The sequence below is a fragment of the Bradyrhizobium sp. Rc2d genome (genome assembly GCF_900099855.1).
Classification (GTDB): domain Bacteria; phylum Pseudomonadota; class Alphaproteobacteria; order Rhizobiales; family Xanthobacteraceae; genus Bradyrhizobium.
This window is the reverse complement of record NZ_FNCU01000034.1, coordinates 1-24,157: the sequence shown is the minus strand read 5'-3', so window position 1 is coordinate 24,157 and position 24,157 is coordinate 1. Positions and strand designations below refer to the sequence as shown.

General features: G+C 64.1%; 25 protein-coding genes. 14 read left to right on the top strand and 11 right to left on the bottom strand.

Annotated features, from left to right (window positions below):
* Window positions 1-200: 200 nt before the first annotated feature.
* The 3 genes from BLV07_RS31685 to BLV07_RS31675 form a co-directional block, all read right to left on the bottom strand.
* Window positions 201-641, bottom strand: coding sequence for a CBS domain-containing protein (locus tag BLV07_RS31685; RefSeq protein WP_091893903.1), 441 nt, complete (start codon window positions 639-641; stop codon window positions 201-203).
* Window positions 642-791: 150 nt separating this feature from the next.
* On the bottom strand, window positions 792-1,250 hold the full coding sequence (locus tag BLV07_RS31680; protein WP_091893803.1) for a VOC family protein: 459 nt from the start codon (window positions 1,248-1,250) through the stop codon (window positions 792-794).
* Window positions 1,251-1,490: 240 nt separating this feature from the next.
* Window positions 1,491-2,444 (bottom strand): LysR family transcriptional regulator, encoded by a 954-nt coding sequence (locus tag BLV07_RS31675; protein ID WP_091893801.1) that lies wholly within the window; start codon window positions 2,442-2,444, stop codon window positions 1,491-1,493.
* A 98-nt stretch (window positions 2,445-2,542) separates the two neighbouring features.
* Between BLV07_RS31675 and BLV07_RS31670 the strand changes: the two genes are divergently transcribed.
* The 6 genes from BLV07_RS31670 to recQ all read left to right on the top strand — a co-directional run bounded on the left by BLV07_RS31670 (window position 2,543) and on the right by recQ (window position 10,956).
* Window positions 2,543-3,724 (top strand): MFS transporter, encoded by a 1,182-nt coding sequence (locus tag BLV07_RS31670; protein ID WP_176945880.1) that lies wholly within the window; start codon window positions 2,543-2,545, stop codon window positions 3,722-3,724.
* Window positions 3,725-3,843: 119 nt separating this feature from the next.
* A complete protein-coding gene (locus tag BLV07_RS31665) occupies window positions 3,844-5,403 on the top strand; it encodes an amidase family protein (RefSeq protein WP_091893797.1) in 1,560 nt (519 codons plus the stop codon).
* 268 nt (window positions 5,404-5,671) lie between these two features.
* Window positions 5,672-6,973 (top strand): O-acetylhomoserine aminocarboxypropyltransferase/cysteine synthase family protein, encoded by a 1,302-nt coding sequence (locus BLV07_RS31660; protein WP_091893795.1) that lies wholly within the window; start codon window positions 5,672-5,674, stop codon window positions 6,971-6,973.
* A 12-nt stretch (window positions 6,974-6,985) separates the two neighbouring features.
* Window positions 6,986-7,987 (top strand): homoserine O-succinyltransferase MetA, encoded by a 1,002-nt coding sequence (metA, locus tag BLV07_RS31655; RefSeq protein ID WP_091893793.1) that lies wholly within the window; start codon window positions 6,986-6,988, stop codon window positions 7,985-7,987.
* Between the two features lie 117 nt (window positions 7,988-8,104).
* On the top strand, window positions 8,105-8,848 hold the full coding sequence (locus BLV07_RS31650; protein ID WP_091893791.1) for a polysaccharide deacetylase family protein: 744 nt from the start codon (window positions 8,105-8,107) through the stop codon (window positions 8,846-8,848).
* Window positions 8,849-9,090: 242 nt separating this feature from the next.
* Window positions 9,091-10,956, top strand: coding sequence for a DNA helicase RecQ (recQ, locus tag BLV07_RS31645; protein ID WP_091893789.1), 1,866 nt, complete (start codon window positions 9,091-9,093; stop codon window positions 10,954-10,956).
* A 216-nt stretch (window positions 10,957-11,172) separates the two neighbouring features.
* Here the strand turns inward: recQ and BLV07_RS31640 are convergent, their stop codons facing one another.
* Window positions 11,173-12,186, bottom strand: coding sequence for a 1-aminocyclopropane-1-carboxylate deaminase (locus BLV07_RS31640; protein WP_091893901.1), 1,014 nt, complete (start codon window positions 12,184-12,186; stop codon window positions 11,173-11,175).
* A gap of 162 nt (window positions 12,187-12,348) precedes the next feature.
* On the opposite strand from BLV07_RS31640, the gene BLV07_RS31635 reads away from it, so the two are divergent.
* Entirely contained in the window at window positions 12,349-12,813 is a 465-nt protein-coding gene (locus BLV07_RS31635; protein ID WP_091893785.1) for an Lrp/AsnC family transcriptional regulator, read from the top strand.
* A 25-nt stretch (window positions 12,814-12,838) separates the two neighbouring features.
* Here BLV07_RS31635 and BLV07_RS31630 read toward each other — a convergent pair whose 3' ends face one another.
* Window positions 12,839-13,414, bottom strand: coding sequence for a hypothetical protein (locus BLV07_RS31630; protein ID WP_091893783.1), 576 nt, complete (start codon window positions 13,412-13,414; stop codon window positions 12,839-12,841).
* Window positions 13,415-13,569: 155 nt separating this feature from the next.
* Between BLV07_RS31630 and BLV07_RS31625 the strand changes: the two genes are divergently transcribed.
* Together BLV07_RS31625 and BLV07_RS31620 are read left to right on the top strand one after the other, a co-directional pair.
* Window positions 13,570-14,130, top strand: coding sequence for a carboxymuconolactone decarboxylase family protein (locus BLV07_RS31625; protein WP_091893899.1), 561 nt, complete (start codon window positions 13,570-13,572; stop codon window positions 14,128-14,130).
* 118 nt (window positions 14,131-14,248) lie between these two features.
* Window positions 14,249-14,497 (top strand): hypothetical protein, encoded by a 249-nt coding sequence (locus BLV07_RS31620; RefSeq protein ID WP_091893781.1) that lies wholly within the window; start codon window positions 14,249-14,251, stop codon window positions 14,495-14,497.
* A gap of 39 nt (window positions 14,498-14,536) precedes the next feature.
* Here BLV07_RS31620 and BLV07_RS31615 read toward each other — a convergent pair whose 3' ends face one another.
* Window positions 14,537-15,472 carry an alpha/beta hydrolase gene (locus BLV07_RS31615; RefSeq protein ID WP_091893779.1) on the bottom strand — a complete coding sequence of 312 codons (936 nt, stop codon included), beginning with the start codon at window positions 15,470-15,472 and terminating at the stop codon, window positions 14,537-14,539.
* Between the two features lie 228 nt (window positions 15,473-15,700).
* Here BLV07_RS31615 and BLV07_RS31610 point away from each other — a divergent pair, with 228 nt between their 5' ends.
* Window positions 15,701-16,588: a branched-chain amino acid aminotransferase gene (locus tag BLV07_RS31610; RefSeq protein WP_091893777.1), complete on the top strand. Its 888-nt coding sequence runs from the start codon at window positions 15,701-15,703 to the stop codon at window positions 16,586-16,588.
* Window positions 16,589-16,812: 224 nt separating this feature from the next.
* Here the strand turns inward: BLV07_RS31610 and BLV07_RS31605 are convergent, their stop codons facing one another.
* Both BLV07_RS31605 and phaR read right to left on the bottom strand, forming a co-directional pair.
* The gene (locus tag BLV07_RS31605; RefSeq protein ID WP_091893775.1) at window positions 16,813-17,430 is read right to left on the bottom strand and encodes a class I SAM-dependent methyltransferase; all 618 of its coding nucleotides are present in this window, start codon (window positions 17,428-17,430) and stop codon (window positions 16,813-16,815) included.
* A 212-nt stretch (window positions 17,431-17,642) separates the two neighbouring features.
* Window positions 17,643-18,233 (bottom strand): polyhydroxyalkanoate synthesis repressor PhaR, encoded by a 591-nt coding sequence (phaR, locus tag BLV07_RS31600; protein ID WP_091893773.1) that lies wholly within the window; start codon window positions 18,231-18,233, stop codon window positions 17,643-17,645.
* 304 nt (window positions 18,234-18,537) lie between these two features.
* Between phaR and BLV07_RS31595 the strand changes: the two genes are divergently transcribed.
* From BLV07_RS31595 to yddG, 3 genes are all read left to right on the top strand, one after another.
* On the top strand, window positions 18,538-19,716 hold the full coding sequence (locus BLV07_RS31595) for an acetyl-CoA C-acetyltransferase (RefSeq protein WP_091893771.1): 1,179 nt from the start codon (window positions 18,538-18,540) through the stop codon (window positions 19,714-19,716).
* Between the two features lie 242 nt (window positions 19,717-19,958).
* Window positions 19,959-20,684 carry an acetoacetyl-CoA reductase gene (phbB, locus tag BLV07_RS31590; RefSeq protein WP_091893769.1) on the top strand — a complete coding sequence of 242 codons (726 nt, stop codon included), beginning with the start codon at window positions 19,959-19,961 and terminating at the stop codon, window positions 20,682-20,684.
* Window positions 20,685-20,853: 169 nt separating this feature from the next.
* On the top strand, window positions 20,854-21,723 hold the full coding sequence (gene yddG / locus BLV07_RS31585; RefSeq protein ID WP_091893766.1) for an aromatic amino acid exporter YddG: 870 nt from the start codon (window positions 20,854-20,856) through the stop codon (window positions 21,721-21,723).
* Between the two features lie 7 nt (window positions 21,724-21,730).
* Here the strand turns inward: yddG and BLV07_RS31580 are convergent, their stop codons facing one another.
* Window positions 21,731-22,153, bottom strand: a complete 423-nt coding sequence (locus BLV07_RS31580) for a cupin domain-containing protein (RefSeq protein WP_091893764.1) — start codon at window positions 22,151-22,153, stop codon at window positions 21,731-21,733.
* A 23-nt stretch (window positions 22,154-22,176) separates the two neighbouring features.
* Window positions 22,177-22,944, bottom strand: coding sequence for a hydroxyacylglutathione hydrolase (gloB, locus tag BLV07_RS31575; protein WP_091893762.1), 768 nt, complete (start codon window positions 22,942-22,944; stop codon window positions 22,177-22,179).
* Window positions 22,945-23,052: 108 nt separating this feature from the next.
* Here gloB and BLV07_RS31570 point away from each other — a divergent pair, with 108 nt between their 5' ends.
* Window positions 23,053-23,799: a class I SAM-dependent methyltransferase gene (locus BLV07_RS31570; protein WP_091893760.1), complete on the top strand. Its 747-nt coding sequence runs from the start codon at window positions 23,053-23,055 to the stop codon at window positions 23,797-23,799.
* A gap of 171 nt (window positions 23,800-23,970) precedes the next feature.
* On the opposite strand, the gene BLV07_RS31565 is transcribed toward BLV07_RS31570, so the two are convergent.
* The coding region (locus tag BLV07_RS31565) for a transposase (protein WP_143035496.1) at window positions 23,971-24,157 on the bottom strand (187 nt) is incomplete at its 5' end.

The following is a 24,157-nucleotide window of genomic DNA, read 5'->3' as shown; positions in this document are numbered from 1 at the left end:
TCAAGGATTCCACCTTTCAAAAGTTACTTGCTCTGACTGGATAACTGCCACACGGCGCAGTCGTTCCCGGAAATTTTCGTCGGCGGCCTGTGTTAATGCAGCCTAGTTCCCCGGCATCCAAGTAGGAAGTTCCCGGAGCACCGTGCTGAACCTGCTCCTTGAATCAGAGGAACACGCCCCGCTACAGGCCGGTGTTGGACTCAGGCGGTGGCGGAACTCTGGTTGTGCTGCTGGCTCGGCCGCGCGATTCCATGCAGCGCCTTGGCAGTCCCTGCCGACTGGCGCACCAAATCGCTAAGCGACACGATCCCGACCAGGCGCTTGTTCCGGTCTACCACGGGCAATCGTCGTACCTGGATCTCACTCATGTTCGTACAGACGTGAGATATGTCCTCGTCTTCGAAGCAGTATTTCACCTCTTGGGTCATCGCGTCACGGACCTTGCTGTTCGGGCCTTTGCCGTCCGCGATGCAGCGCACCGCAATGTCGCGGTCTGTGATCATGCCCACGAGGCGGTCCCCTTCACCCACGGGCAATACGCCACAATCGCACTCTTTCATCAGCTTTGCTGCATTCTGTATCGTGTCGTTAGGATTTACGACTTTCGCGTCGCGCGTCATCACATCGCTGATCTTCTTCATGATCAACTCCTATGCCAGTCTGCCCCGACAGATTTCGATGATGCGGGGGCTTCTTCGATTGATATGTCAACACAACGGAGGCGACCATCGCGCGTTCCAAAGACGATACTGGTTCTGATCCGTGCAGAGACAAGAACGTCACGGCCTGTTTCAGCCTGGCCCCACCGCCATGCCCTTCTCGGCGAGTTCCTTCTTCGCATGCTCGTTCTTACCGAGGTGTGTCAGACGCATCCCGCGCAGCACGTTCGGAGCCTTGGTGAACTGGATATTGTCATAACCCACGATTTCGACGCGATTGCCCCACGGATCGCGAAAATCGAGGAAGGGTCCATCGATCACGGCGACACCCGCGGCGTCCAGCGCCTTGCGCGCCGCTTCCTTGTCGTCGACCACGAGCCCGAAATGGCGGCCGTCGTCCGCTGCTTGCCGGCGGCCTTTCTGCAGCGCGATGAACTGGTCGCCCAGATCGATGAAGGCCATGGTGTCGGTCTTGCCACGTAGCTCGAAGCTGAACAGACGGCCGTAGAATGCCAGCGCTTCTTCGATCTCTCCGACTTCCAAAGCTATGTGGTTGAAGCCAATGGCGCGCGGCCTTGCGAACTCAGTCATTGGATTCTCCTCTTTTGCCTACCTATCGATCAGGTGGGTAGACTCAGCCCAGGCCGCAATCGGGTATGAGGGCCCCAGCCACGGCGGACCTCGAGCGATCAGAAAGCGAATCCACAGCGCGTTGCTCCTCATTATGTTGCCTTGGGAACAGCGCTTTCACGGCTGCATTTTGTCAAGGAAGAGATAGATCCCTTGCGATGGCGGCGCCCGGTTGACTGACATTCTGTTAGCCATCGGGGCTCATCCCACCAATCTCCACCTTCCATCCCCCGCGCGCTTCAGCGCCGGGTCGCTCACCCGCACATGCTCGGCGAGGAAATCGATGAACGCGCGGACGCGTGCGGGGAGCGGCGCGGTGTGGCCGACATAGACGGCGTGGATGTCTTCGCGATCGCCGGGATTGTAGCTTTGCAGCACCGGCACGAGGCGGCCGGATTCGATGTCGGGGCCGATGTGGAAGAGGGCGAGGCGCGCGAGCCCGACGCCGCCCAGCGCAAGGCGGCGCGCGGCTTCGCCGTCGCTGGCGCGCGCGACGGGCGGCGGCACCGCTTCCTCGGTGTGGTCGCCGCGCTTGAATGGCCAGCCGCGGATACTGCGCGGAAACGTCCAGCCAATGCCGCGGTGATCGGCGAGATCCGCCGGCGTCTTCGGCGTGCCGCAGCGTGCGAGATAGTCCGGCGCGCCGACCACGACCATGCGGCTGGTGCCGAGTTTCCGTGCGACGAGACGCGACGCACGCAATGGGCCGACACGGATGGCGACGTCGGCGCGTTCCTGCATCAGGTCGATCAGCGTGTCCGTAAGCACGAGATCGAGCGTGACGTCGGGATGCTCTTCCAGGAAGCGCGGGATCAGCGGCATCACATGCAGCATGCCGAACGGAATGTTGCTGTTCACCGTGAGGCGGCCGCGCGGGGCCGCACCGGAGGCCGCCTCGCGTTCGGCTTCCTCCATCTCTGCGAGGATCCGCACGGCCCGCTGGTAGAACGCCTGGCCTTCTTCGGTCAGGGTCAGCTTGCGCGTGGTGCGGTTGACCAGGCGCGAGCCCAGCCGTGCCTCGAGCCGCGAGATCAACTTGCTTACGCCCGACGGCGTCAGGCGCAGCTTTCGTGCGGCCTGCGTGAAGCCGCCTAAGTCGACGACGCGGACGAAAACCTCCATCTCGGCGGAGCGGTTGGTGTCGAAGCGGGCCATGTTGAATTCACGTCACAAATGATTGGATTGCGGACATTCTAATGGTTTTGCTGCGGTGCGGCTATCTGCGTGGCTCGTCTCATCCATCGGAGCCACGCATGCCTCCCGCCGTCCTTGCGCTCACCGCTGGTGCCTTCGGCATCGGCACCACCGAATTCATCATCATGGGCCTCTTGCTCCAGGTCGCCGCCGAGATGCATGTCTCGGTGCCGGTCGCGGGCCTGCTCATCTCCGGCTATGCGCTCGGCGTGTTCGTCGGCGCGCCGGTGCTGACGCTCGCCACACGGCGCATGCCGCGGAAGTCCGTGCTGCTGGCGCTGATGGCGATCTTCACGCTGGGCAATGCCGCCTGCGCATTGGCGCCGAACTACGAACTGCTGATGGCCGCGCGCGTGCTGACTTCGCTCGCCCACGGTACCTTCTTCGGAGTCGGGTCGGTGGTGGCGACGAGCCTCGTCGCCGAGGACAAGCGGGCCTCGGCGATTGCCACCATGTTCATCGGCCTCACGGTCGCGACACTGCTGGGTGTGCCCTTCGGCGCCTGGTTCGGCCTGATGCTCGGCTGGCGCGCGGCATTCTGGGCCGTGACGGTCATCGGCGTGATCGCCTTTGCTGTGGTCGCCGCGCTCGTGCCCGGCCATGTCGGCAACGGCGACAAGCCGGTCTCGCTTGCCGAGGAAATATCGGTGCTCGGCCGCCCGCAGGTGCTGCTCGGCCTTGCCATGACCGTGTTCGGCTTTGCCGGCCTGTTCGTCGTCTTCACCTATATCCAGCCGATCCTGACGCGCTTCACCGGCTTTTCGGAGACCGCGGTCTCGCCGATCCTGCTGGTATTCGGCGTCGGGCTCGCGATCGGCAACGTCGCCGGCGGCAAGCTCGCCGACCGTGGCCTCGCCGGCGCCCTGATCGGAACGCTCGCCGTGCTCGCCTTGGTGCTTCTTGGCCTTGCCGCCGTACTGTCGGTCAAGATCCCGGCGATCATGCTGATCCTGCTGCTGGGCATCGCCGCCTTTGCGACCGTCGCCCCGCTCCAGCTTCGCGTGCTGGAAGCGGCAGGCCCCAATGGCCGCACGCTCGCCTCCAGCCTCAACATCGCCGCGTTCAATCTTGGCAACGCCCTCGGCGCCTGGGCCGGCGGCGTCACCATCGATCGCGGGCTCGGCCTTTCGGCGCTCCCTCTGGTCGCAGCCGGCATCACCGCTGTCGGTCTCGTGCTCGCGCTGTGGAGCCTCCGGCTGGACCGCGCGCAAGCCGCCGTTGCGGCTTGTCCCGCGGAATAGCGCAGCGGCGCGTTCGCGGACGATTCGCCGCGCCGCGCCATCGCGCCATGCAGAAAACGCACCTGTACACGTCCTTTCGCCATCCGTAACCTCTGCGACGCAATTTCAGGAGATGCGACGTGGCGAAGACGACGACCAAGAAAAAAGCCGCTTCGAAGAAACCGGCTAAGACCTCCAGCAAGAAAAGCACAAGCCGCAAGGCCGTCGTTGCGAAGAAGGCAAGGAAGGCCACGCGGCTCAAGCCGGCCTCGTCGCGCCGTCCCAAGGGGCCGGCCTGGCAATGGTCGGCGGTCGAGACTGCGGCTGCCATCCGCTCCGGTGCAATCTCCGCCGTCGAGACGGTCGAAGTGCATCTCGAACGGATGCACGCCATCAATCCGAGGCTGAACGCCGTCGTCGTCGATCTCTCGGAAGAGGCGTTGAAGGCTGCGCACGCGGCCGACAGGCAGCGCGCGAAGGGCGGCGAGCTCGGCCTCCTGCATGGCGTGCCCATAACCATCAAGGAGAATGTCGACTACGAAGGCCGGCCAAATTTCAACGGCGTTCCCGCCAACGAGGACCTCATCGCACCGTCGGATTCCCCCGTGGTGCGCAACTTGAAAAAGGCCGGCGCGATCGTCATCGGACTCACCAATACGCCGGAATTCTCCTTCCGCGGCTTCACCGACAATCCTCTGCACGGGCTGACGCTGAATCCCTGGGATCCGAACATTACCTGCGGCGGCTCCTCCGGCGGCGCAGGCTCGGCGGTGGCGGCCGGCATCGGCACTATCGCCCACGGCAACGACATCGGCGGCTCGTTGCGTTGGCCGGCGCACTGCAACGGCGTTGCCACCATCAAGCCGACGCAGGGACGCATCCCCGCTTTTAACGGAAGCGCCACCGCCGAGCGGCCGATGCTGGCCCATCTGATGTCGGCGCAGGGGCCGCTCGCCCGTCACGTCGCCGACGTTCGCCTCGCACTGGAGGTGATGAGCCAACGCGATCCGCGCGATCCCTGGTGGGTGCCGGCGCCGCTGGCCGGGCCGAAGCCGAAGGGGCCGATCAAGGTCGCGCTGGCAAAGATCCCCGATGACATGGACGTCGATCCGCAGGTCACCGCGGCGCTGCGCCAGGCCGCGGATCATCTCGAGCGGTCCGGCTATCGCGTCAGCGAGGTCGAGGTGCCCGACATCAACGGAGTCTGGCAGACCTGGTGCGACATCATCACCAACGAGACCGTGGTGATGCAGGAAGCCAGCATGCTGAAGGTCACCTCCGAGGATTTTCACAAGGCCTGGGGCGGCATGAAGACCAAGGCCAATGTGCTCGATCTCAAAGCCTGGATGCAGGCGACGGCCGCGCGCAACGGACACATCCGCGCCTGGCAATTGTTCTTCGAGGAGTATCCGGTCGTGCTGGCGCCGACCACGGTGAAGCCGACGCCGGGCCCGCGCGAGGACACGGTCAGTCCCGAGCGCGTGCGCGAGATCTTCTGGGGCGAGATCCGCTTCATTTCGGCGATCAACGTGCTGGGCCTGCCCGGTGCGGTGGTGCCGGTGGCGCTCCACGACGGCAAGCCGATCGGCGTGCAGCTCATTGCTGGGCGCTATCGCGAGGATCTTGCGCTCGATGCGGCGGCCGCGATCGAGAAGCGCGTCGGCGTGCTCGCCCACAGGCTGTGGGAGCAGATGGCTTAGATGTAGCCTTGCTATCGCCGCGTTGACCTGCCTTCTCCCCAAAGGGGGAGAAGGCAAAAGTAACGCCGCTGCCGCAGCAAACTTCGTCAATTCGTTAATCCAGTTTAACCCGAATTCTGGCCACCTCGCCGACAAGCGTTAGGGTTACTTCCTCGATCTCTAGGCGAATTATTGTCCGCTTTACCACCCGCCTCTAACAGGAGGACGGCGGACAACGCACATGCCGTGAGGCCAATAAGTGCGGCCCGCCCCACGCGGAGGTGGCACGATGCGCAACGAGACGATCGCTATTCACGCCGGCTACGAACCGGAAGCCACCACGCACGCCGTCGCCGTGCCGATCTACCAGACCGCGGCCTACGCCTTCGACAGCGCCGATCATGGCGCCGCGCTCTTCAATCTCGAGGCCGAGGGCTTTCGTTACAGCCGGATCGCCAATCCGACCAGCGCGGTGTTGGAGAAGCGCATTGCGCAGCTCGAAGGCGGCGTCGGCGCGCTCGCGGTTGCGACCGGCCAGGCGGCGTTGCATTTCGCTTTTGTCAACGTCGCCGATCACGGCGGCAACATCGCTTCCGTGCCGCAGCTCTACGGCACCACGCACACGCTGCTCTCGCACATCCTGCCGCGGCAGGGCATCACCGGCCGCTTCGCCGAGAGCGACAAGCTAGATGCGATCGAGAAGCTGATCGACGAGAATACCCGCGCCGTGTTCGCCGAGACCATCGGCAATCCCGCCGGCAATGTCTGCGACATCGAGGGGCTGGCGAAAATCGCGCATGCGCATGGCGTGCCGCTGATCGTCGACAACACGGTCGCGACCCCCATTCTGCTCAAGCCGTTCGACTACGGCGCCGACATCGCCGTGCACTCGCTGACCAAGTTTTTGGGCGGCCACGGCACCACGCTCGGTGGCGCCATCGTCGATTCCGGAAACTTCCCGTGGGCGAAATACGCCGACCGTTTCCCGGCTTACAACAAGCCGGACGCGTCCTATCATGGCCTCGTCTATGCCGAGCGCTTTGGTAGGACCGCCTATATCGAGCGCGCGCGCAGCGTCTATCAGCGCACCATGGGCTCGGTGCTCTCGCCGTTCAACGCCTTCCTGCTGCTCCAGGGCATCGAGACCGTGGCGCTGCGCATGGAGCGCCACGTCGAGAACGCCCGCAAGGTCGCCGAATTCCTCCGCGGTGACCCGCGCGTCGCCTGGGTCAATTACACCGGATTCCCGGACAGCCCCTATTATCCGCTGGTGCAGAAATATCTGAATGGCAATGCCTCCTCGCTGTTCACCTTCGGCATCAAGGGCGGCATGGAAGCTGGCAAGACCTTCTACGATGCGTTGAAGCTGATCACGCGGCTCGTCAATATCGGCGATGCCAAGTCGCTCGCCTGCCATCCGGCCTCGACCACGCACCGGCAGATGTCGGCGGAGCAGCAGCGGACAGCCGGCGTGCTGCCGGAGACGATCCGCCTGTCGATCGGCATCGAGCATTCCGCCGACATCATCGAGGACATCGACCAGGCGCTGGAAAAGGCCTGCCCGTCGTCGCGCCTCCAGGCCGCGGAGTAGGCCAGGGCGCCGATGACGATCTTGATCGACAGGGATCAAGTCATGTCGAGCCCGGCACTGGTGCCGGCCGAGAGTGATCTCGCGCCTGATCGGGGCGGCGCCGAGCTGACCATCGGGCTGATCAACAACATGCCGGACCCGGCGCTGAAGGCGACCGAGCGACAGTTCATGAAGCTGCTCCAGGCCGCCGCGGGCCCGCGCCGCATCCGCTTCCACTGCTTCTCGCTTCCTTCCGTGAAGCGATCGCCGGAAGCGAAGTGGCACGTCGAGAGTGAATATTCCGATCTTGCGGATCTCAAGCGCCAGAGATTCGACGGACTGATCGTGACCGGCGCCGAACCGGTCGCGCCGGAGCTCGACCAGGAGCCGTACTGGCGCGATCTGACCGACCTCGTCGACTGGGCCAAGATCAACACGCGCTCGACGATCTGGTCGTGCCTCGCCGCGCATGCGGCGGTGCTGCATCTCGACCGTATCGAACGACGGCGGCTGCCGGCCAAATGTCACGGCATCTTCGACTGCGAAGCCGTAGCGCATGATCCCCTGACGCGCGGTGCGCCTGCGCCGCTCAAGGTCTCGCATTCGCGCCTGAACGAGATCGCCGAGGACGACCTCGTTCAGGCCGGATACCAGGTGCTGACACGTTCGGAGGAGGCTGGCGTCGATGTCTTCGTCCGCCAATATGCCAGCCGTTTCGTGTTCTTCCAGGGCCACCCGGAATATGATGCGCTGTCGCTCCAGCGCGAATATCTGCGCGACATCGGCCGCTATCTCGCGCGTGAGCGCGATAACTATCCGAACCTGCCCGTGAGTTATTTTGACGCAGCGACGGAAGAGAAACTGACCCGCTTCGAGAAACAGGCGCGGCACCAGCGCCATCCGGCGCTCACCAACGAATTGCCCGCGCTGAATTTGCGCGCCGATATCGCCGCCGGCAGCGCGGCGGCGGCATTGTTCCGGAACTGGCTGCAATATCTCGGTGCGGATGCCGACGCGCCGGTCTCGGCGCGCTAGCCAAAGGGATGTTGGTTTCGTGTTAGGATTACTTGAGCGTTAGGCTTGCCTCAACCAGCGCACGAATGTTTCAGTAGAGAAATCAGTAGAGAAATACGAAATCGCAGGAAACGCAGCGTGTGGTCGGAACTCCAGGGACGCGTGAGCAATCGGCTGGCCCGGCATTTCCGCGCCGCGCCGCACCGGTTGCCTGCGCGTGCGCCGATGGTGAGCTTCACCTTCGACGATGCCCCCGATAGCGCCGCAGACGAGGGTGCCGAGCTCCTGGAGCAGCATGACGGCCGCGGCACGTTCTACCTCTCCGGCAGCCTGATCGATCAGCCGTCGGACCATTGGCATGGGCTGTCGAATGACGCGATCGTGCGGCTTCACCGGACCGGTCACGAGATTGCCTGCCACACCTTCTCGCATCAGTGCGCGGTCGATCTCGACGCGGCCGCCATGGCCCGCGAGATCGAGCGAAACCGCAACTATTTCCGCAGCATCGATTCCTCGATCGTGCTGCAGAACTTCGCCTATCCGTATGGCCTCGCCTCGGTCTGGCGCAAGCCGCAGCTTACAAGGGCCTATCGCTCGGCGCGCGGCATCCTTCCCGGCGTTAACAGCGACGTCATCGACCTCCAGTTCCTGCGCGCGTCGCCTTTGATCGATTGCGAGATCGATGCGGCCGGCATCGACCGCTATTTCGATGAGGCGGTCGAAAGCGGCGGCTGGCTGATCTTCTACGGCCACGACGTCGCCAACGCGCCGAGCCCCTTTGGCTGCACGCCGCAATTGATGCGCCATGCGCTGAAGGCGGCCCGGAAACGCAACATGCCGATCGTGACTGTCGCGGAAGCTTTGCGACGGATCGGGGTGTAGCTGCTCTCTTCCTTCTCCCCTTGCGGGAGAAGGTGGCGCGAAGCGCCGGATGAGGGGTTGTCTCAGCATAGTAGACTCTATCGAGTTCGCGGATAGAACCCCTCACCCGCCGAGCCTCGCTCGGCACCCTCTCCCGCAAGGGGAGAGGGAAGACTGCCTTTGCCCCGCAAACGGCCTTGCCACGCCCGCGCGGTCATGCGACTGGCCTTGTGACGAATCTCACAGCCTTTCCCGACACGCCCATGTCCTCCCCTTCCACCGCTCCACTGCCGGCGCCGGCCAACGGCCGCGATGCGCCGTCGGTCTTGCATTCGGTGTTTGGACTGCCGGGGTTCCGCGGCGCGCAGGGCGAGATCATCCGGCACGTGACGGATGGTGGCAATTGTCTGGTGCTGATGCCGACTGGCGGCGGCAAGTCGCTCTGCTATCAGCTCCCCTCACTGCTGCGCGAGGGCTGCGGCATCGTGGTCTCGCCGCTGATCGCGCTGATGCGCGACCAGGTCGCCGGCCTGATCGAAGCCGGTGTCAACGCGGCCGCGCTGAACTCGTCGCTGACTCCGCAGGAGGCCTCGGAGGTGGAGCGGCGCCTGATCGCGGGCGATCTCGACCTGCTCTATGTTGCGCCGGAACGGCTGGTGACGCCGCGCTGCCTGTCGATGCTGGCGCAGGCGAAGGTGGCGCTGTTCGCGATCGACGAAGCCCATTGCGTCTCGCAATGGGGCCACGATTTCCGGCCCGAATATGTTGGTTTGTCCATCATCGCCGAGCGCTTTCCCGACGTTCCCCGCATCGCGTTGACCGCGACCGCCGACGAGCTGACGCGCAAGGAGATCGTGGCGCGGCTTGAGTTGACGGGCGCCCCGCAATTCGTCTCCAGGTTCGACCGGCCCAACATCCGCTACGAGATCGTCGACAAGCGCAATGCGGTGTCGCAGCTGAAGGAATTCATCCGCGAGCGCCACATGGGCGATGCCGGCGTGGTCTATTGCCTGTCCCGCAACCGCGTCGAGGAGGTCGCCGCCGCGCTTCAAGACGCCGATATTGCCGCGCTGCCCTATCATGCCGGCCTCGACAGCAGCGTGCGCTCCCGGAACCAGGACCGCTTCCTCAACGAGGACGGCATCGTCATCGTCGCGACCATCGCGTTCGGCATGGGCATCGACAAGCCCGACGTGCGCTTCGTCGCCCATCTCGATCTGCCCAAGAGCATCGAGGCCTATTATCAGGAGACGGGACGCGCCGGCCGCGACGGCAAGCCGTCGGCCGCCTGGATGGCCTATGGCCTCTCGGACATCGTGCAGCAGCGCCGCATGATCGACGAATCCAACGCCTCCGACGATTTCAAGCGGGTCTCGATCGGCAAGCTCGACGCGCTGGTCGGTCTTGCCGAGACGCCGCACTGCCGGCGCCGGCGGCTGCTTGCCTATTTCGGCGAGATCGTGATGGGCGAGAGTTGCGGCAATTGCGACAACTGCCTGACGCCGCCAAAGATGCGCGACGGCAAGGTGCTGGCGCAGAAGCTGCTGTCCTGCGTCTACCGCACCGGCCAGCGCTTCGGCGCAATGCACCTGATCGACGTGCTGGTCGGGCGCCTGACCGAGAAGGTGACGCAGTTCGGCCACGACAAGCTGTCGGTGTTCGGCATCGGCCGCGAGCTCAACGAAAAGCAGTGGCGCACGGTGCTGCGGCAATTGGTGGCAATGGGGCATTTGCAGAGCGACAGCGAAGCATTCGGCGCGCTGAAGCTGACGGATTCTTCGCGCGGCGTGCTGCGCGGCGAAACGGAGGTGTGGCTGCGCGAGGAAGCGCCCGGCACCCGCATCCGTTCTAGCCGGGCCAAATCGCGCCGCGGCGACCTCGCGCCCGCGGCGAGCGCGCCGCAAGGCGATGTCGATCCCGAATTGCGCGCGCGGCTGCGCTCCTGGCGTTCCGACGTCGCCCGCGAGCGCGGCGTGCCCGCCTATGTCGTGCTGCACGATGCCACCATCGACGGCATCGTCCGGGCCTGGCCGACGACGCTGGACGAACTCCGCAACGTGCCCGGCATCGGCGACAAGAAGCTCGAGCATTACGGCGACGAGCTGCTGCAGATCATCAGGACGAGGTAGGGCAACGCAGCGTTTGTTGTCGCGCTCAACTCCCTCCCACGTCATCCCGGACAAGCGTAAGCGCAGATCCGGGATCCATAATCACAGGAAGAAGTTGTTGCGGCAGGCTGGCAACCACTGAGTCTTCGCCAAAGGAGGCGCGGTGGTTATGGGTCCCGGATCTGCGCTTACGCTTGTCCGGGACGACAGCTGTGTATGAGGCGAGAGCTGAGTGCCTCAGCCATTCCGGAACGCGTACGCATACCCGTTCAGCGCAGGCGCGCCGCCGAGATGGGCGTAGAGGATCTTCGCGCCCTTCTCGAAATAGCCTTTCTTCGCAAGATCGATCAGGCCCTGCATCGACTTGCCCTCGTAGACGGGGTCGGTGATCATGCCTTCCAGACGCGCGGTGAGGCGGATCGCCTCCTTGGTCTCTTCCGACGGCACGCCATAGGCGGGATAGGCGTAGTCCTCGATCAGCACGACGTCATCAGTGACGAGCTCCTTGCCGAGCTCGACGAGCTTGGCCGTGTTCTGCGCGATCTCAAGCACCTGGGCTTTCGTCTGGCTAGGGGTGAACGATGCATCGATGCCGATCACCTTGCGGGCGCGGCCGTCGGCGGCGAAGCCGACCAGCATGCCGGCATGGGTCGAGCCGGTGACAGTGCAGACGACGATGTAATCGAACTTGAAGCCGAGCTCTTTCTCCTGCTTGCGGACTTCCTCGGCGAAGCCGACATAGCCGAGGCCGCCGAATTTGTGCACGGAGGCGCCGGCGGGAATCGCGTAAGGCTTGCCGCCCGCCGCCTTCACCTCCTCGATCGCCTGCTCCCAGCTCTTGCGGATGCCGATGTCGAAGCCGTCATCGACCAGGCGCACGTCGGCACCCATGATGCGCGAGAGCATGATGTTGCCGACGCGGTCATAGACGGCGTCCTCGTGCGGCACCCAGGCTTCCTGCACCAGGCGGCACTTCATGCCGAGCTTGGCTGCGACCGCCGCGATCATGCGGGTGTGGTTGGACTGCACGCCGCCGATCGACACCAGCGTGTCGGCGTTGGAGGCGATCGCATCGGGAATGATGTATTCGAGCTTGCGCAGCTTGTTGCCGCCATAGGCAAGGCCCGAATTGCAGTCCTCACGCTTGGCATAGACCTCGACCTGGCCGCCGAGATGTTTTGACAGTCGCTCCAGCTTCTCGATCGGCGTCGGGCCGAAGGTCAGCGGGTAGCGCGCGAATTTTTCCAGCATCATGGGTCATCCCGGTTGGCGTTGAGCTGGCCGCAGCAACTAGCACCTGCGGCAGGAAATGTGCTCTCAAATGCGGCGGCAATATTGCGACATAGCTTGCGTAATTTACGCCTAGCGCATCTAATCATTCCAGAATTTCGCTTGTGAATGAAAGTTTCTTCCATGTCCGCCCGGCTCGACCGTATCGACCTTAAGATATTGCGATTACTGCAGAATAACGGCCGGCTCAGTAACGCCGAGCTGGCCGAAACCGTCGCGATCAGCCCCGCCACCTGCCATCGCCGCACCCAGCGCCTGTTCGAGGACGGCTTCATTGCGACTGTGCGCGCCATGGTGGCACCGAAGAAGGTGGCGAAGGGCACGCTGGTGATGGTCGGCGTCGTGCTCGACCGCTCGACCCCGGAGAGTTTTGCCACTTTCGAGCAGGCGATCGCAAAACTGAAGTTCGTGCTCGACTGCCATCTCGTCGCCGGCGATTTCGACTATTTCCTCAAGATTCGCGTCGGTGACATGGAGGATTTCAACCGCATCCATGGCGAGCAGCTGATCGCGCTGCCCGGCGTGCGCCAGACCCGCACCTTCTTCGTGATGAAGGAAGTCGTCGACAACGCGCCGCTGGAGTTTTGAGCGGTCAGACCTCGCAATGCGTCGATCAGAGACGGCTCCTGCTCCGGGCTGCGCGCGGCCCACCTAGACGCGTACAGTGGAGCAGATAAGGGCCTTGTTCGCGCCATGCGTCGGTCTTGGCGACCTCTTTCCATCCGCATTTCTCGGGATCTCGTTCAAAGTGCTTTGGCTTCGTTTCGATGAAAGGGCCTGTCTCCATTTCGATCTTGTCGATGTGCCAATCGTAGACCAGGGCGGGCGCGCCTGGCTGGTGCGCATGACTTTCGAAGTAAAAGAATGGATCTACTCCGATGAAGATTAGTCCTTCTAACCAGGCGTCCAGGCAGGCCTTGTCAGAAGGCTTTCCGTCGCAATACATGAGAATGCCGGCGTCCAGTACCCACCAATCATCTTGTGCGTGCACAACTTGGCCAACAACTTGGTAAGAACTCTCCACGATTTGCTTGAGTGACGGAGCCTTTTGGTCAAATCGACCGCACTTCGGAAGCGGGACTACCGGACAGAATTCGAGCGCGAATGAGGCGTTTGTCGCTTGAGCGAAATCACCGTAGTTGCCATCCTGAATAATCCAACTATCAAGTCCGACAACTAGATCGGTCATTCGATGCCTCGCCAATGACAGATACTGGGACATAGCATGGTTGTGCGGACGCCTCTACACTACTTGTAAAATTGCACGGTCGTCACAGCAACTTCACTTGCCTTGCACAGGCTTGCCGGTGACGGTTGCGTCCTCTCAACGAGGAGATCCCCGCCGTGCGCCTTCCCATTCTCGATCCCAAGGATCTGACCGACGAACAGAAGCCGCTCTATGACGACATGCGAGCCGGCATCAAGGACCATTTCAAGGGTTTTGTGAACATGCGCGAGGACGGCGCGCTGCTCGGACCCTGGAATCCTTGGATCCGGGAGCCGCGCTTCGGCAAGCCGGTGTGGGAGCTGGTCAAGGCGATCGCGTCGAACCCGCTGCTGCCGGCGCCGGTGCGCGAGGTCGCCATCCTCGTCACCGGCTCGCATTTCCGTTCCGGCTACGAGCTCTATGCCCATGTGCTGGTCGCCGAGCGGCGCGGACTGTCCGACGAGAAGCTCGCGACCATCGTCGCCGGACAGCGGCCGGTCGATCTCACCAGGCAGGAGGCCGTCGCCTATGACGTGGCGTCGGCGCTGATCGGTGGCGGCGTTCTGCCGGAATTGACCTGGCGCGCCGCCGTGAAGGAGTTTGGCGAGCACGGCGCGGCCGAACTCTCCTACCTCGTCGGCGTTTACTGCATGGTCTCGGTCACGCTCAACACGTTCGACGTGCCGGTGCCGGACTAGCTTGCCACATTTGCGCTTCTGGACCGGGCGGAAGCGGAGCGCTACCTTGTCGCACGCATTCGCCGCTCATGATTGCAAGCGCAAAAGAAACAGGACAGGGCAACAGGAAATGACAGCCATGAAAACGTCACGTCGCATCTTGCTCACTGGACTGGCGGGGCTCGTCGTCGCCCCGACCGCAGCGGTAGCCGCCGCGCCGCAGCTTGCCATGGACGACGCCACCGTTGCCGAGGAGCGCTTTGCGCGCATGATTGCAGCAGCCCATGCGCCTGACCTTGCTTGTGCGCGCCAGGCCGAGCGCTATGCGGACGCGCATTGGCCTGAATACGTGACCGCGGCGCGTGCGGTGATCGGCGCCAGGGTGTGATGCTGCTTTCTTCGTCCACAACGGGGTGAGGGAAAGACCTCACCTCGCAACCGCGCGCCTGACTTGCTCGCCGATCTGCGATAGCACGAGCTGCGCCTGCGGCAGGATCGCGCCCATGGCGTGGAAATTGTGGACCATGCCGTCGTGGCAGACATGCTCGACGACGACGCCCGCGGCGAGCAGCTTGCGGGCATAGGCATTGCCTTCGTCGCGCATCGGATCGAACTCGGCGGTGTGGATGATCGCCGTCGGCAGGCCTGTGAGCCGCGTCGCGCGCAGGGGCGAGACGCGGGGATCGGCGGCATCCAGGCCGCCCGGCAGATAGTCGGCGAGATCGGCTTCGATGGTGGCGCGATCGATCAGATGACCCTCGGCGAATTCCTCGCGCGAAGGCGAGGTCTCTTCGAAATCCAGTACCGGGCAGATCAGGCATTGCGCGACGATGGAGAGGCCTGCGTTCTGGACCGCCTCCTGACACACGATCGCAGCCAGCGTGGCGCCGGCAGAATCGCCGCCGACCACCAGCCGTTCGGCATCGATGCCGAGTGTTGGTGCTCCGCGCGCGACCCATTCGGTAGCGGCGATCGCATCGTCGACGGCGGCGGGAAATTTGTGCTCGGGCGCGAGCCGGTAGTCGACCGAGACAAGGCGGCAGCCGGTCGCATGCGCCAGCGCCGCCGCGATGCGGTCATGCGTGGCAACGCTGCCGGCGACGAGGCCGCCGCCGTGAAAGAACACGAAGCCCGGCGCGCGTTCACCGGCGCTTGCAGGCGAATAGAGGCGATAGGGCAGCTCGCCGCCAGGGCCGGACAGCGTGCCGTCGGACGTCGTCACATCCGGCGCATCAGCTCGCGCGAACTGCATCAGCTTGGCCAGTGACTGCCGCCGTGCCTCCACGCTCGGCCGGCTTCGTGCCTGCGGCGTGGCGGCAGCCATCATGGTCAACAAGCGCTTTGCGAGCGGATCGAGCGGCATGAGATTTTCCTTCTCCCCTTGTGGGAGAAGGTGGCGCGAAGCGCCGGATGAGGGTCGTATCCGCATAGAACCTCTATCGAGTTCGCGGAGAGAGACCCCTCACCCGGCTTCGCGTGCCGCGAAGCCACCCTCTCCCACAAGGGGAGAGGGTAACTTACCCAATCTCCGCAGCAAATCGTTTAGAAATTGGGACAATAGTGCCCGGATATTTCCAAGGGGAGGCCGGTCATGGCCGAGATCAAGAAGCCGATCGAATATTCGCCGAGCTGGACCTTCTTCGAGGGCAAATGGCACGACGGCAATGTGCCGATCATGGGCCCGCGCACCCATGCGGCTTGGCTCGGCTCGATCGTGTTCGACGGCGCGCGCGCGTTCGAGGGTGTGGCGCCCGATCTCGATTGCCACGTCGCCCGCGCCAATCGGTCGGCGGTCAATTTTGGCCTGAAGCCGGTGATCGATACCGACACTTGGCTCACGCTCGCGCGCGAGGGTATTGCGCGCTTCGCGGCCAATGCCGAACTCTACATCCGTCCGATGTATTGGGCGCAGAACGGCTCGGGCGGCGGCGTGCTGTTCGACCCCGAGACCACCAATTGGTGCCTGTGCATCTACGAGGCGCCGATGCCAAAACCCGTCGGCAACGCCATCACGCTGTCGCCGTTCCGCAGGCCCACCGCCGAATGCGCCCCGGTCGAGGCCAAGGCCGCCTGCCTCTATCCGAACAATTCGCGCGCGTTGGCGGAAGCCGCCTCGCGCGGCTTTCAGAACGCGTTGATGCTCGACATGCTCGGCAACGTCGCCGAATTCGGCAATTCCAACGTGTTCATGGCCAAGGACGGCGTGGTCTACACGCCGGTGCCCAACGGCACGTTCCTCAACGGCATCACGCGCCAGCGCTTGATCAACCTGCTTCGCGGCGACGGCATCACCGTGGTCGAGAAGACGCTGCGCTATGCCGATTTCCTCGCCGCCGACGAGATATTCTCATCCGGGAATTTCGCCAAGGTCGCGCCGGTTGTCCGCATCGACGGGCGTGAGCTGAAGCCCGGTCCGTTCTACACCCGGGCGCGAAAACTCTATTGGGACTTTGCGCATGCGGTGAAGCTGGCGGCTTGAGCTGCGAACTCCGTCATTGCGAGCGCTTTCGCGCCACTCACTCCGCTGTCATCGCCCGGCTTGACCGGGCGATCCAGTATTCCAGAGACGGAAGTGATTGATCGAGAGGCCGCGGCGTACTGGATGCCCCGGTCCCGGCTCCGCCAAGGCTACGCCGGGGCCACAAGGGTGCTCGGCCGCCGAAGCTTTAGCGAAGGCGGCAAGCCGGGGCATGACAGCGACCTTTAGTTGCGCTTTTGAAACCGGCTGAACTGAAACGCCTGCGTCGAATCCCACGGCGTGTGATGCGTCTCGCGGCGCGCTTCGATTAGCTCGAACTCCGCCCCCAACTCCGCCAAAAGGCTCGCGCTGTCATGGCGCTGCACCGGCAGACCGCTGCATCTCTCCGGGCCGTCGGGTGCAAACGTCGCGATGATGACGTGACCGCCGGGCGCAAGTGCCGACCGCAGGCGCTCGACATAGGCGGCTCTGTCGCGAGGATCGGTCAGGAAGTGAAACGCCGCGCGATCGTGCCATAGATCGTATGTCTTTGCCGGGCGCCAAGTCGTGGCGTCGGCAACGATCCAGTCGACCGCTGACGCGGCGGCGCCGAGTCGCTTCTTCGCTACGTCAAGCGCGTTGGCAGAGAGATCCAGCACGGCGATATCGCGATATCCGTCCTGCAACAGAGCATCGACGAGCCGCGATGCGCCGCCGCCGATATCGATGATGGCTGCGCCATGATCGGGATTGGCCGCGCGAATCATATCGAGCGAGGTCGTCGGGCTGCTCTGAAACCAGCTCACCTCGGCCTCGCCCTTGGTGGCGTAGACGTTGTCCCAATGCGCGCTTCGGTCGGACATGGCGGCATGCCTCTCCAGCGTCGTCCTAGCGAAAGTCAGGACCCATTATCACCAATCGATGTTGTGGTCGCAATTTGCGGCCTCAGCCCGCATCAACAACCACCGCCTCGGAGTATGGGTCCTGGCCTTCGCCAGGACGTCATTGGGAAGCAGTCGGTCAAAGCGGCCGATCGTCCGCCCGTGGCACGGCGGGTTGGCGCCAATGAGAGGACCTACTCGTCCTTCTTCGACATCCGCTCGAGGCGTTCCTGCATTTCCTTCATCTGCTGGCGCAGATCGTCGATGTTGCTGTCCTTCGGCGCCTCGGCATTGGCATCGGGCTCCGGCTCCGCGCCGGCCGCCGGGCGAGGCGCGGCGAAGGGCTTGAACATCGAGAAGGTCTGCTGGAATAGCTCCATGTTGCGGCGGACCTGCTCCTCGAGCGGAGCAAAGGGTGTGCCGGACAGCGTGTTGGCGATCTGCTTACGGAACTTCTCCTGCTCCTGGGTCAGGGTCGCGATCGACTGTTCCAGATATTTCGGCACCACCATCTGCATGCTGTCGCCGTAGAAGCGGATGAGCTGGCGCAGGAAGGTGGTCGGCAGCAGGTTCTGGCCGGCCTTGTTCTCCTGCTCGAAGATGATCTGGGCGAGCACGGAGCGGGTGATGTCGTCGCCGGTCTTGGCGTCGTAGACCAGGAAATCTTCGCCGTCCTTGACCATGGCGGCGAGGTCCTCGAGCGTCACATAAGTGCTCGTTCCGGTATTATAGAGCCGGCGGTTCGCGTATTTCTTGATGGTGGTGGGTTGGTCTGATTTCGCCATGGGCTCTCACTTGCAAGCGCGGAGAACAGGAACCCGACGGGCAATGCCGCAGGGCGGGAAGAGTACGCAACGCAACAAAATAAGCATTTTCAAAGGGGTCACGCTACCGTTTTGTGCGCCACGGTTAATCGGGCAGCAAAAACGTGCTTGCGAAAGCGCCAAGAACACTATTTTGAATGCGCTGCGGCATGAATTCGGTCTCCGGCCGATTGACATGCCGCAACGACGTTAACAGGATGCCGTCCGAGACTGGCGAGCCGTTTTCCCAGCCCCGCCTGCCCCCAATCAACCTCAGGAGATGCCCATGTCAGACGATGTCGTCATCGTCAGCGCCGCCCGCACCCCGGTCGGAAGCTTCAACGGAGCGTTCGCGACCCTTCCCGCCCACGATCTCGGCGCCATCGCCATCAAGGCGGCGCTGGAGCGCGGTGGCATCGAGCCCGGCCGCGTCTCGGAAGTCATCATGGGTCAGATTCTGACCGCCGCTCAGGGCCAGAACCCAGCCCGCCAAGCCTCGATCGGCGCCGGCATTCCGGTGGAGAGCCCGGCCTGGGGCGTCAACCAGCTCTGCGGCTCCGGCCTGCGCACCGTCGCGCTCGGCTATCAGGCGCTGCTCAACGGCGATTCCGAGATCGTGGTCGCCGGCGGACAGGAGTCCATGAGCATGGCCCCGCACGCCCAGCATCTGCGCGGCGGCGTCAAGATGGGCGGCCTCGAATTGGTCGACACCATGATCAAGGACGGCCTGTGGGATGCCTTCAACGGCTATCACATGGGCAACACCGCCGAGAACGTCGCGCGCCAGTGGCAGATCACCCGCGCCCAGCAGGACGAGTTCGCGGTCGCCTCGCAGCAGAAGGCCGAGGCCGCGCAGAAGGCCGGCAGGTTCAACGACGAGATCGTTCCCGTCACCATCAAGACCCGCAAGGGTGACGTCGTCGTCAGCGCCGACGAATATCCGCGCCATGGCGCGACGCTCGACGGGATGGCCAAGCTCAAGCCGGCCTTCGAGAAGGACGGCACGGTCACCGCGGGTTCGGCTTCCGGCATCAATGACGGCGCTGCCGCCGTGGTGCTCATGACCGCGAAGCAGGCCGCCAAGGAAGGCAAGAAGCCGCTTGCGCGCATTGTGTCCTGGGCGCAGGCCGGCGTCGATCCGAAGATCATGGGCTCGGGCCCGATCCCGGCTTCGCGCGCCGCGCTGAAGAAGGCCGGCTGGAGTGTCGGCGATCTCGACCTTATCGAGGCCAACGAAGCGTTTGCGGCGCAGGCCTGCGCCGTCAACAAGGATCTCGGCTGGGACACCTCCAAGGTCAACGTCAATGGCGGCGCGATTGCGATCGGCCATCCGATCGGTGCATCCGGCGCGCGCGTGCTGGTGACGCTGCTGCATGAAATGCAGAAGCGCGATTCGAAGAAGGGCCTTGCCACGCTGTGCATCGGCGGCGGCATGGGCATCGCGATGTGTCTGGCGCGCGACTGAGGAAAGCCTGACATGTAACTGACGCGTGCGCTGCACACGCGACTGAGTGCGTTGCACGCGATTAAAAAGGCAGCGGTTGCAAATCAAATATTCTTCGCAACTGCGCATGCCTCGACTAAAGAGAAACGCCCGGCTCATGCCGGGCGTTTTGTTCTTGATGTCCGTCAAACCTCCCGCATAATCCGCAGTTAAAAAACGATCGCGTCAGAAAACTCCGAAGAGTCCAAGGGAAGGAATACGATATGGCACGTGTTGCATTGGTCACGGGTGGTACGCGGGGCATCGGTGCTGCGATCAGCAAGGCGCTGAAGGCGGCCGGCTACAAGGTTGCGGCGAGTTATGCCGGCAATGATGCTGCGGCGGAGAAGTTCAAGGCCGAGACCGGCATCGCGGTCTACAAATGGGACGTCAGCAGTTTCGATGCCTGCGCCGAGGGCGTGAAGAAGGTCGAGGCCGAGGTCGGCCCGATCGACGTGCTCGTCAACAACGCTGGCATCACCAAGGACGGCGCCTTCCACAAGATGAGCCTCGAGCAGTGGAATGCCGTGATCGGCACCAATCTCGGCTCGCTGTTCAACATGTCGCGCCAAGTCATCGAAGGCATGCGCGGACGCAAGTTCGGCCGCATCATCAACATCTCCTCGATCAATGGACAGAAGGGCCAGTTCGGCCAGGTGAACTATTCCGCGGCGAAAGCCGGCGAGATCGGCTTCACCAAGGCATTGGCGCTGGAGAACGCCAAAGGCGGCGTCACCGTGAACGCGATCTGCCCGGGCTACATCAACACCGAGATGGTGCAGGCGGTGCCGAAGGACGTGCTGGAAAAGGCCATCCTGCCGCTGATCCCGATCGGCCGCCTCGGCGAGCCCGAGGAGATCGCGCGCGCCGTCGTGTTCCTCGCCGCCGATGAGGCCGGCGCCATCACCGGCTCGACGCTGACCGTCAACGGCGGCCAGTACATGGTGTGATGCGTCGGCATCACGCGGACTGATATTGGCAACATCGCCATGCCCGGGCTTGTCCCGGGCATTTGTCCATGCACTGTCATTCCGGGGCGCCGCGACAGCGGCGAACCCGGAATCTCGAGATTCCGGGTCTGGCGCGACGCGCCGTCCCGGAATGACGAGGCCTTCCACAATGACTCCCCGCACCGCGACGCTGATCGGATTGACCGCGATCCTGATGTGGTCGCTGCTCTCAGTGATGACGGTGGCGACCGGAAAGATCCCGGCATTCCAGCTCGCCGCGATGACCTTCGCGATCGGCGGTCTCGTCGGCCTGCTCACCTGGATCGGCCGCGGCGAGGCGGCGAACAGCCTGCGCCAGCCGCTCGTCGTCTGGGTCGTCGGCGTTGGCGGCTTGTTCGGCTATCACGCGCTCTATTTCCTCGCGCTGCGCTTCGCGCCGCCGGCTGAAGCCGGCCTCTTGAACTATCTCTGGCCGCTGCTGATCGTGCTGTTCTCGTCCTTCCTGCCGGGCGAGCGGCTCTTCCTGCATCACATCATCGGCGCCGTGCTCGGTCTCGTCGGCACCGTGCTGCTGTTTGCCGGCAATAGCAGCGGCTTTGCGCCGGGGGCGGTGCCGGGACTGGTCGCGGCTTTCATCGCCGCTTTCGTCTGGGCGAGTTATTCGGTGCTGTCGCGGCGATTGAAGACGGTGCCGACCGATGCGGTCGCCGGATTCTGCCTCGCGACCGCGGCGCTCGCCGCGCTGATGCATGCCGCGCTCGAGACCACCGTCTGGCCGGAGACCACGCTGCAATGGCTTTCCGTGGTCGCGCTCGGCATCGGTCCCGTCGGTGCTGCCTTCTACGCCTGGGACATCGGCATGAAGCGCGGTGACATCCGCGTGCTCGGCGCCGCTTCCTACGCGACGCCGCTGCTCTCCACCGGCTTCCTCATCGCCGCGGGCTTTGCAAAGGCCAGCGCCAACATCGCCATCGCCGCCATCCTGATCGCCGGCGGCGGCCTGATCGCGGCGAAGGACATGGTGCTACGGAAGCGGTGAACGAGACCTACGGCTCCCAGCCCTGTGGCGCGAGCTCGAAGGTCGCGAACTCGAATGCGGGCGCAACGGTGCAGCCGACCAGGGTCCATTCGCCGGTCGTCTCCGCCATCTGCCAGGCATTGGCCGGCACGATCGCCTGCGGCCGCTGGCCGCTGACGAGGTCCGTGCCGAGCTGCACCTCGTGCTGGGAGCAGCCGTCATGCGCGATGCGCAGCGTCAGCGGGCTGCCGGCGTAATAATGCCAAGTCTCGACCGCATCGATGCGATGCCAGTGCGAGCGCTCGCCGCGCGCGAGCAGGAAGTAGATCGAGGTTGAGCGCGAGCGTCCTTGCGCGTCGGTCGCCTGGTCGCGAAACGTCTCGCGGTAGTGCCCGCCTTCGGGATGCGGTCGGAGTTCGAGGCGGGCGATGATCTCGGCTGCGGTCGGCATCGGTCCACGTCAGGACTTGTTCTTCAAGATTTGTTCTTGCGCTCGCGCAGCTCGCCGAACACCGCGGCGGCATCCGCGCCCTTCATGTGCAGCCTCGCCGCAACGGAGAGCTCGTCGGCGCGGAGGAAGACGTTTGCACGCTTCTCGTCGCCGAGCAGTACGGGAATGGTCGGCTTGTTCTCGGCCCGGAGCCTCGCGACCTCGGCCGCGCGGGCCTGGAGCGCCGCATTGTCGGGGTCGACGGTAAGCGCGAATTTGACGTTGGATGCCGTATATTCGTGGCCGCAATAGAGCTTGAAGTCGTCGGGCAGGGCCCGCAGCTTCAACAGCGAGTCCCACATCATCGGATAGTTGCCTTCGAACACGCGGCCGCAGCCGATCGAGAACAGCGTGTCGGCGGCGAATACGGTCTTCTCATTGTCGAACACGTAGGAGACGTGGTCGAGCGTGTGGCCGGGCGTCTCCACGACGCGCGCCAGCAGATTGCCGATCTTGACCACGTCGGCATTGGCGACGCGCAAATCGACGTTGGCAATCTTCGTGGTCTTGTCATGCGGCGCGACGACGCGGCAATTGAATTTCTGCTTGAGTTCGGCGACCCCGCCGACATGATCGCCGTGATGATGGGTGATCAGGATGTCGGTGAGTTGCCAGCCCTCGCGCTCCAGCGCCTTGAGGATGGGACCTGCCTCGGGCGCGTCGATCGACGCCGTCGCCTTGGTTTCCACATCGTGGATCAAATAACCGAAATTGTCGTTTAAACAGGTGAAAGTACGAATTTCGGCGGCCATGACATCTCCATCGGGCTCAGCCCCGCCAGACAAATATGGCGTTAACGTTGCGCAGGCAATGCAATATTCCGCGCGCGGCGGCGGCCTTACGCATGTTACATTGCCGTCATGACCATCGACGTCGTCGACCTCCGCGAGTTCTATTCCCGCCGCCTCGGGATCGTGGCGCGGCAAATGATCAATCGCGGCATCAGGCAGCGCTGGCCGGGCGCCGAGGGTCAGCGCGTGCTCGGCATCGGCTACCCCACGCCCTATCTCGGACTGTTCCGCGAGGATGCCGAGCGCTGCATCGCGTTCATGCCGGCGGCCCAGGGCGTCCTGAAATGGCCGACCGGGCGGCCCGCGCTGGCCTCGCTGGTCGACGAGTTCTCGCTGCCGCTTCCTGACGCCGCGGTCGACCGCATTCTGCTGGTCCACGCGCTGGAGATGTCGGACGATCCGGCTGCGCTGCTGCGCGAAGTATGGCGCGTGCTGGCGCCGTCCGGTCGCGTCATCGCGGTGATCCCGAATCGGCGTGGGGTGTGGACGCGCACCGACAGCACGCCGTTCGGCCATGGCCGGCCCTATTCGCGCTCGCAGATCACCGAGCTGCTGCGCCAGACCTGGTTCACGCCGACGGCCTGGGGCGAGGCGCTGTTCATGCCGCCTTATGCCGGCGGCTGGGTATTGAAATCGGCGCAGATGTGGGAGCGCGCTGGCGCGGCGCTGTCACTGCCCTTTGCCGGCGTGCACATCGTCGAAGCCACCAAGCAGGTCTACCGCGCCATCCCCGCCAAGCGCGAGCGGGCACGGCTGATTCCCTCATTGGCGAAGCCCGTGCTGGTGCCGTCCTCGACGACGGTGACACGGAGCTGAGCCATCGGCGTTGCCGCGAAGACGGTGCGCTCCCTCTCCCGCTTGCGAGAGCTTTGCGCAATCGGTCGCGCAGGAGTGAGGCGCGATTTCAAGGATTTTTTTGCGGCCTCGGGCGGGGCGCGAACGGTGGGCCGTTTTCGCGGCTGAATCGATGGCCGTGGGCGATGGCGGTCACGCCATCCCCCTTGTCGGACGCAGCACCGCCCATCGTTTGAGGTTCATGGCGAGGCAAAGCAGACGCAGATGCGTCTGGTTGCGCGCCAAGCCCAGATAGCGAGCGCGCGCCCAGCCATAGACGACCTTGAGGCGCGCGAAGACCTGCTCGACCGGCGCGCGGCGCCGCCCCACAGCGTCGTTG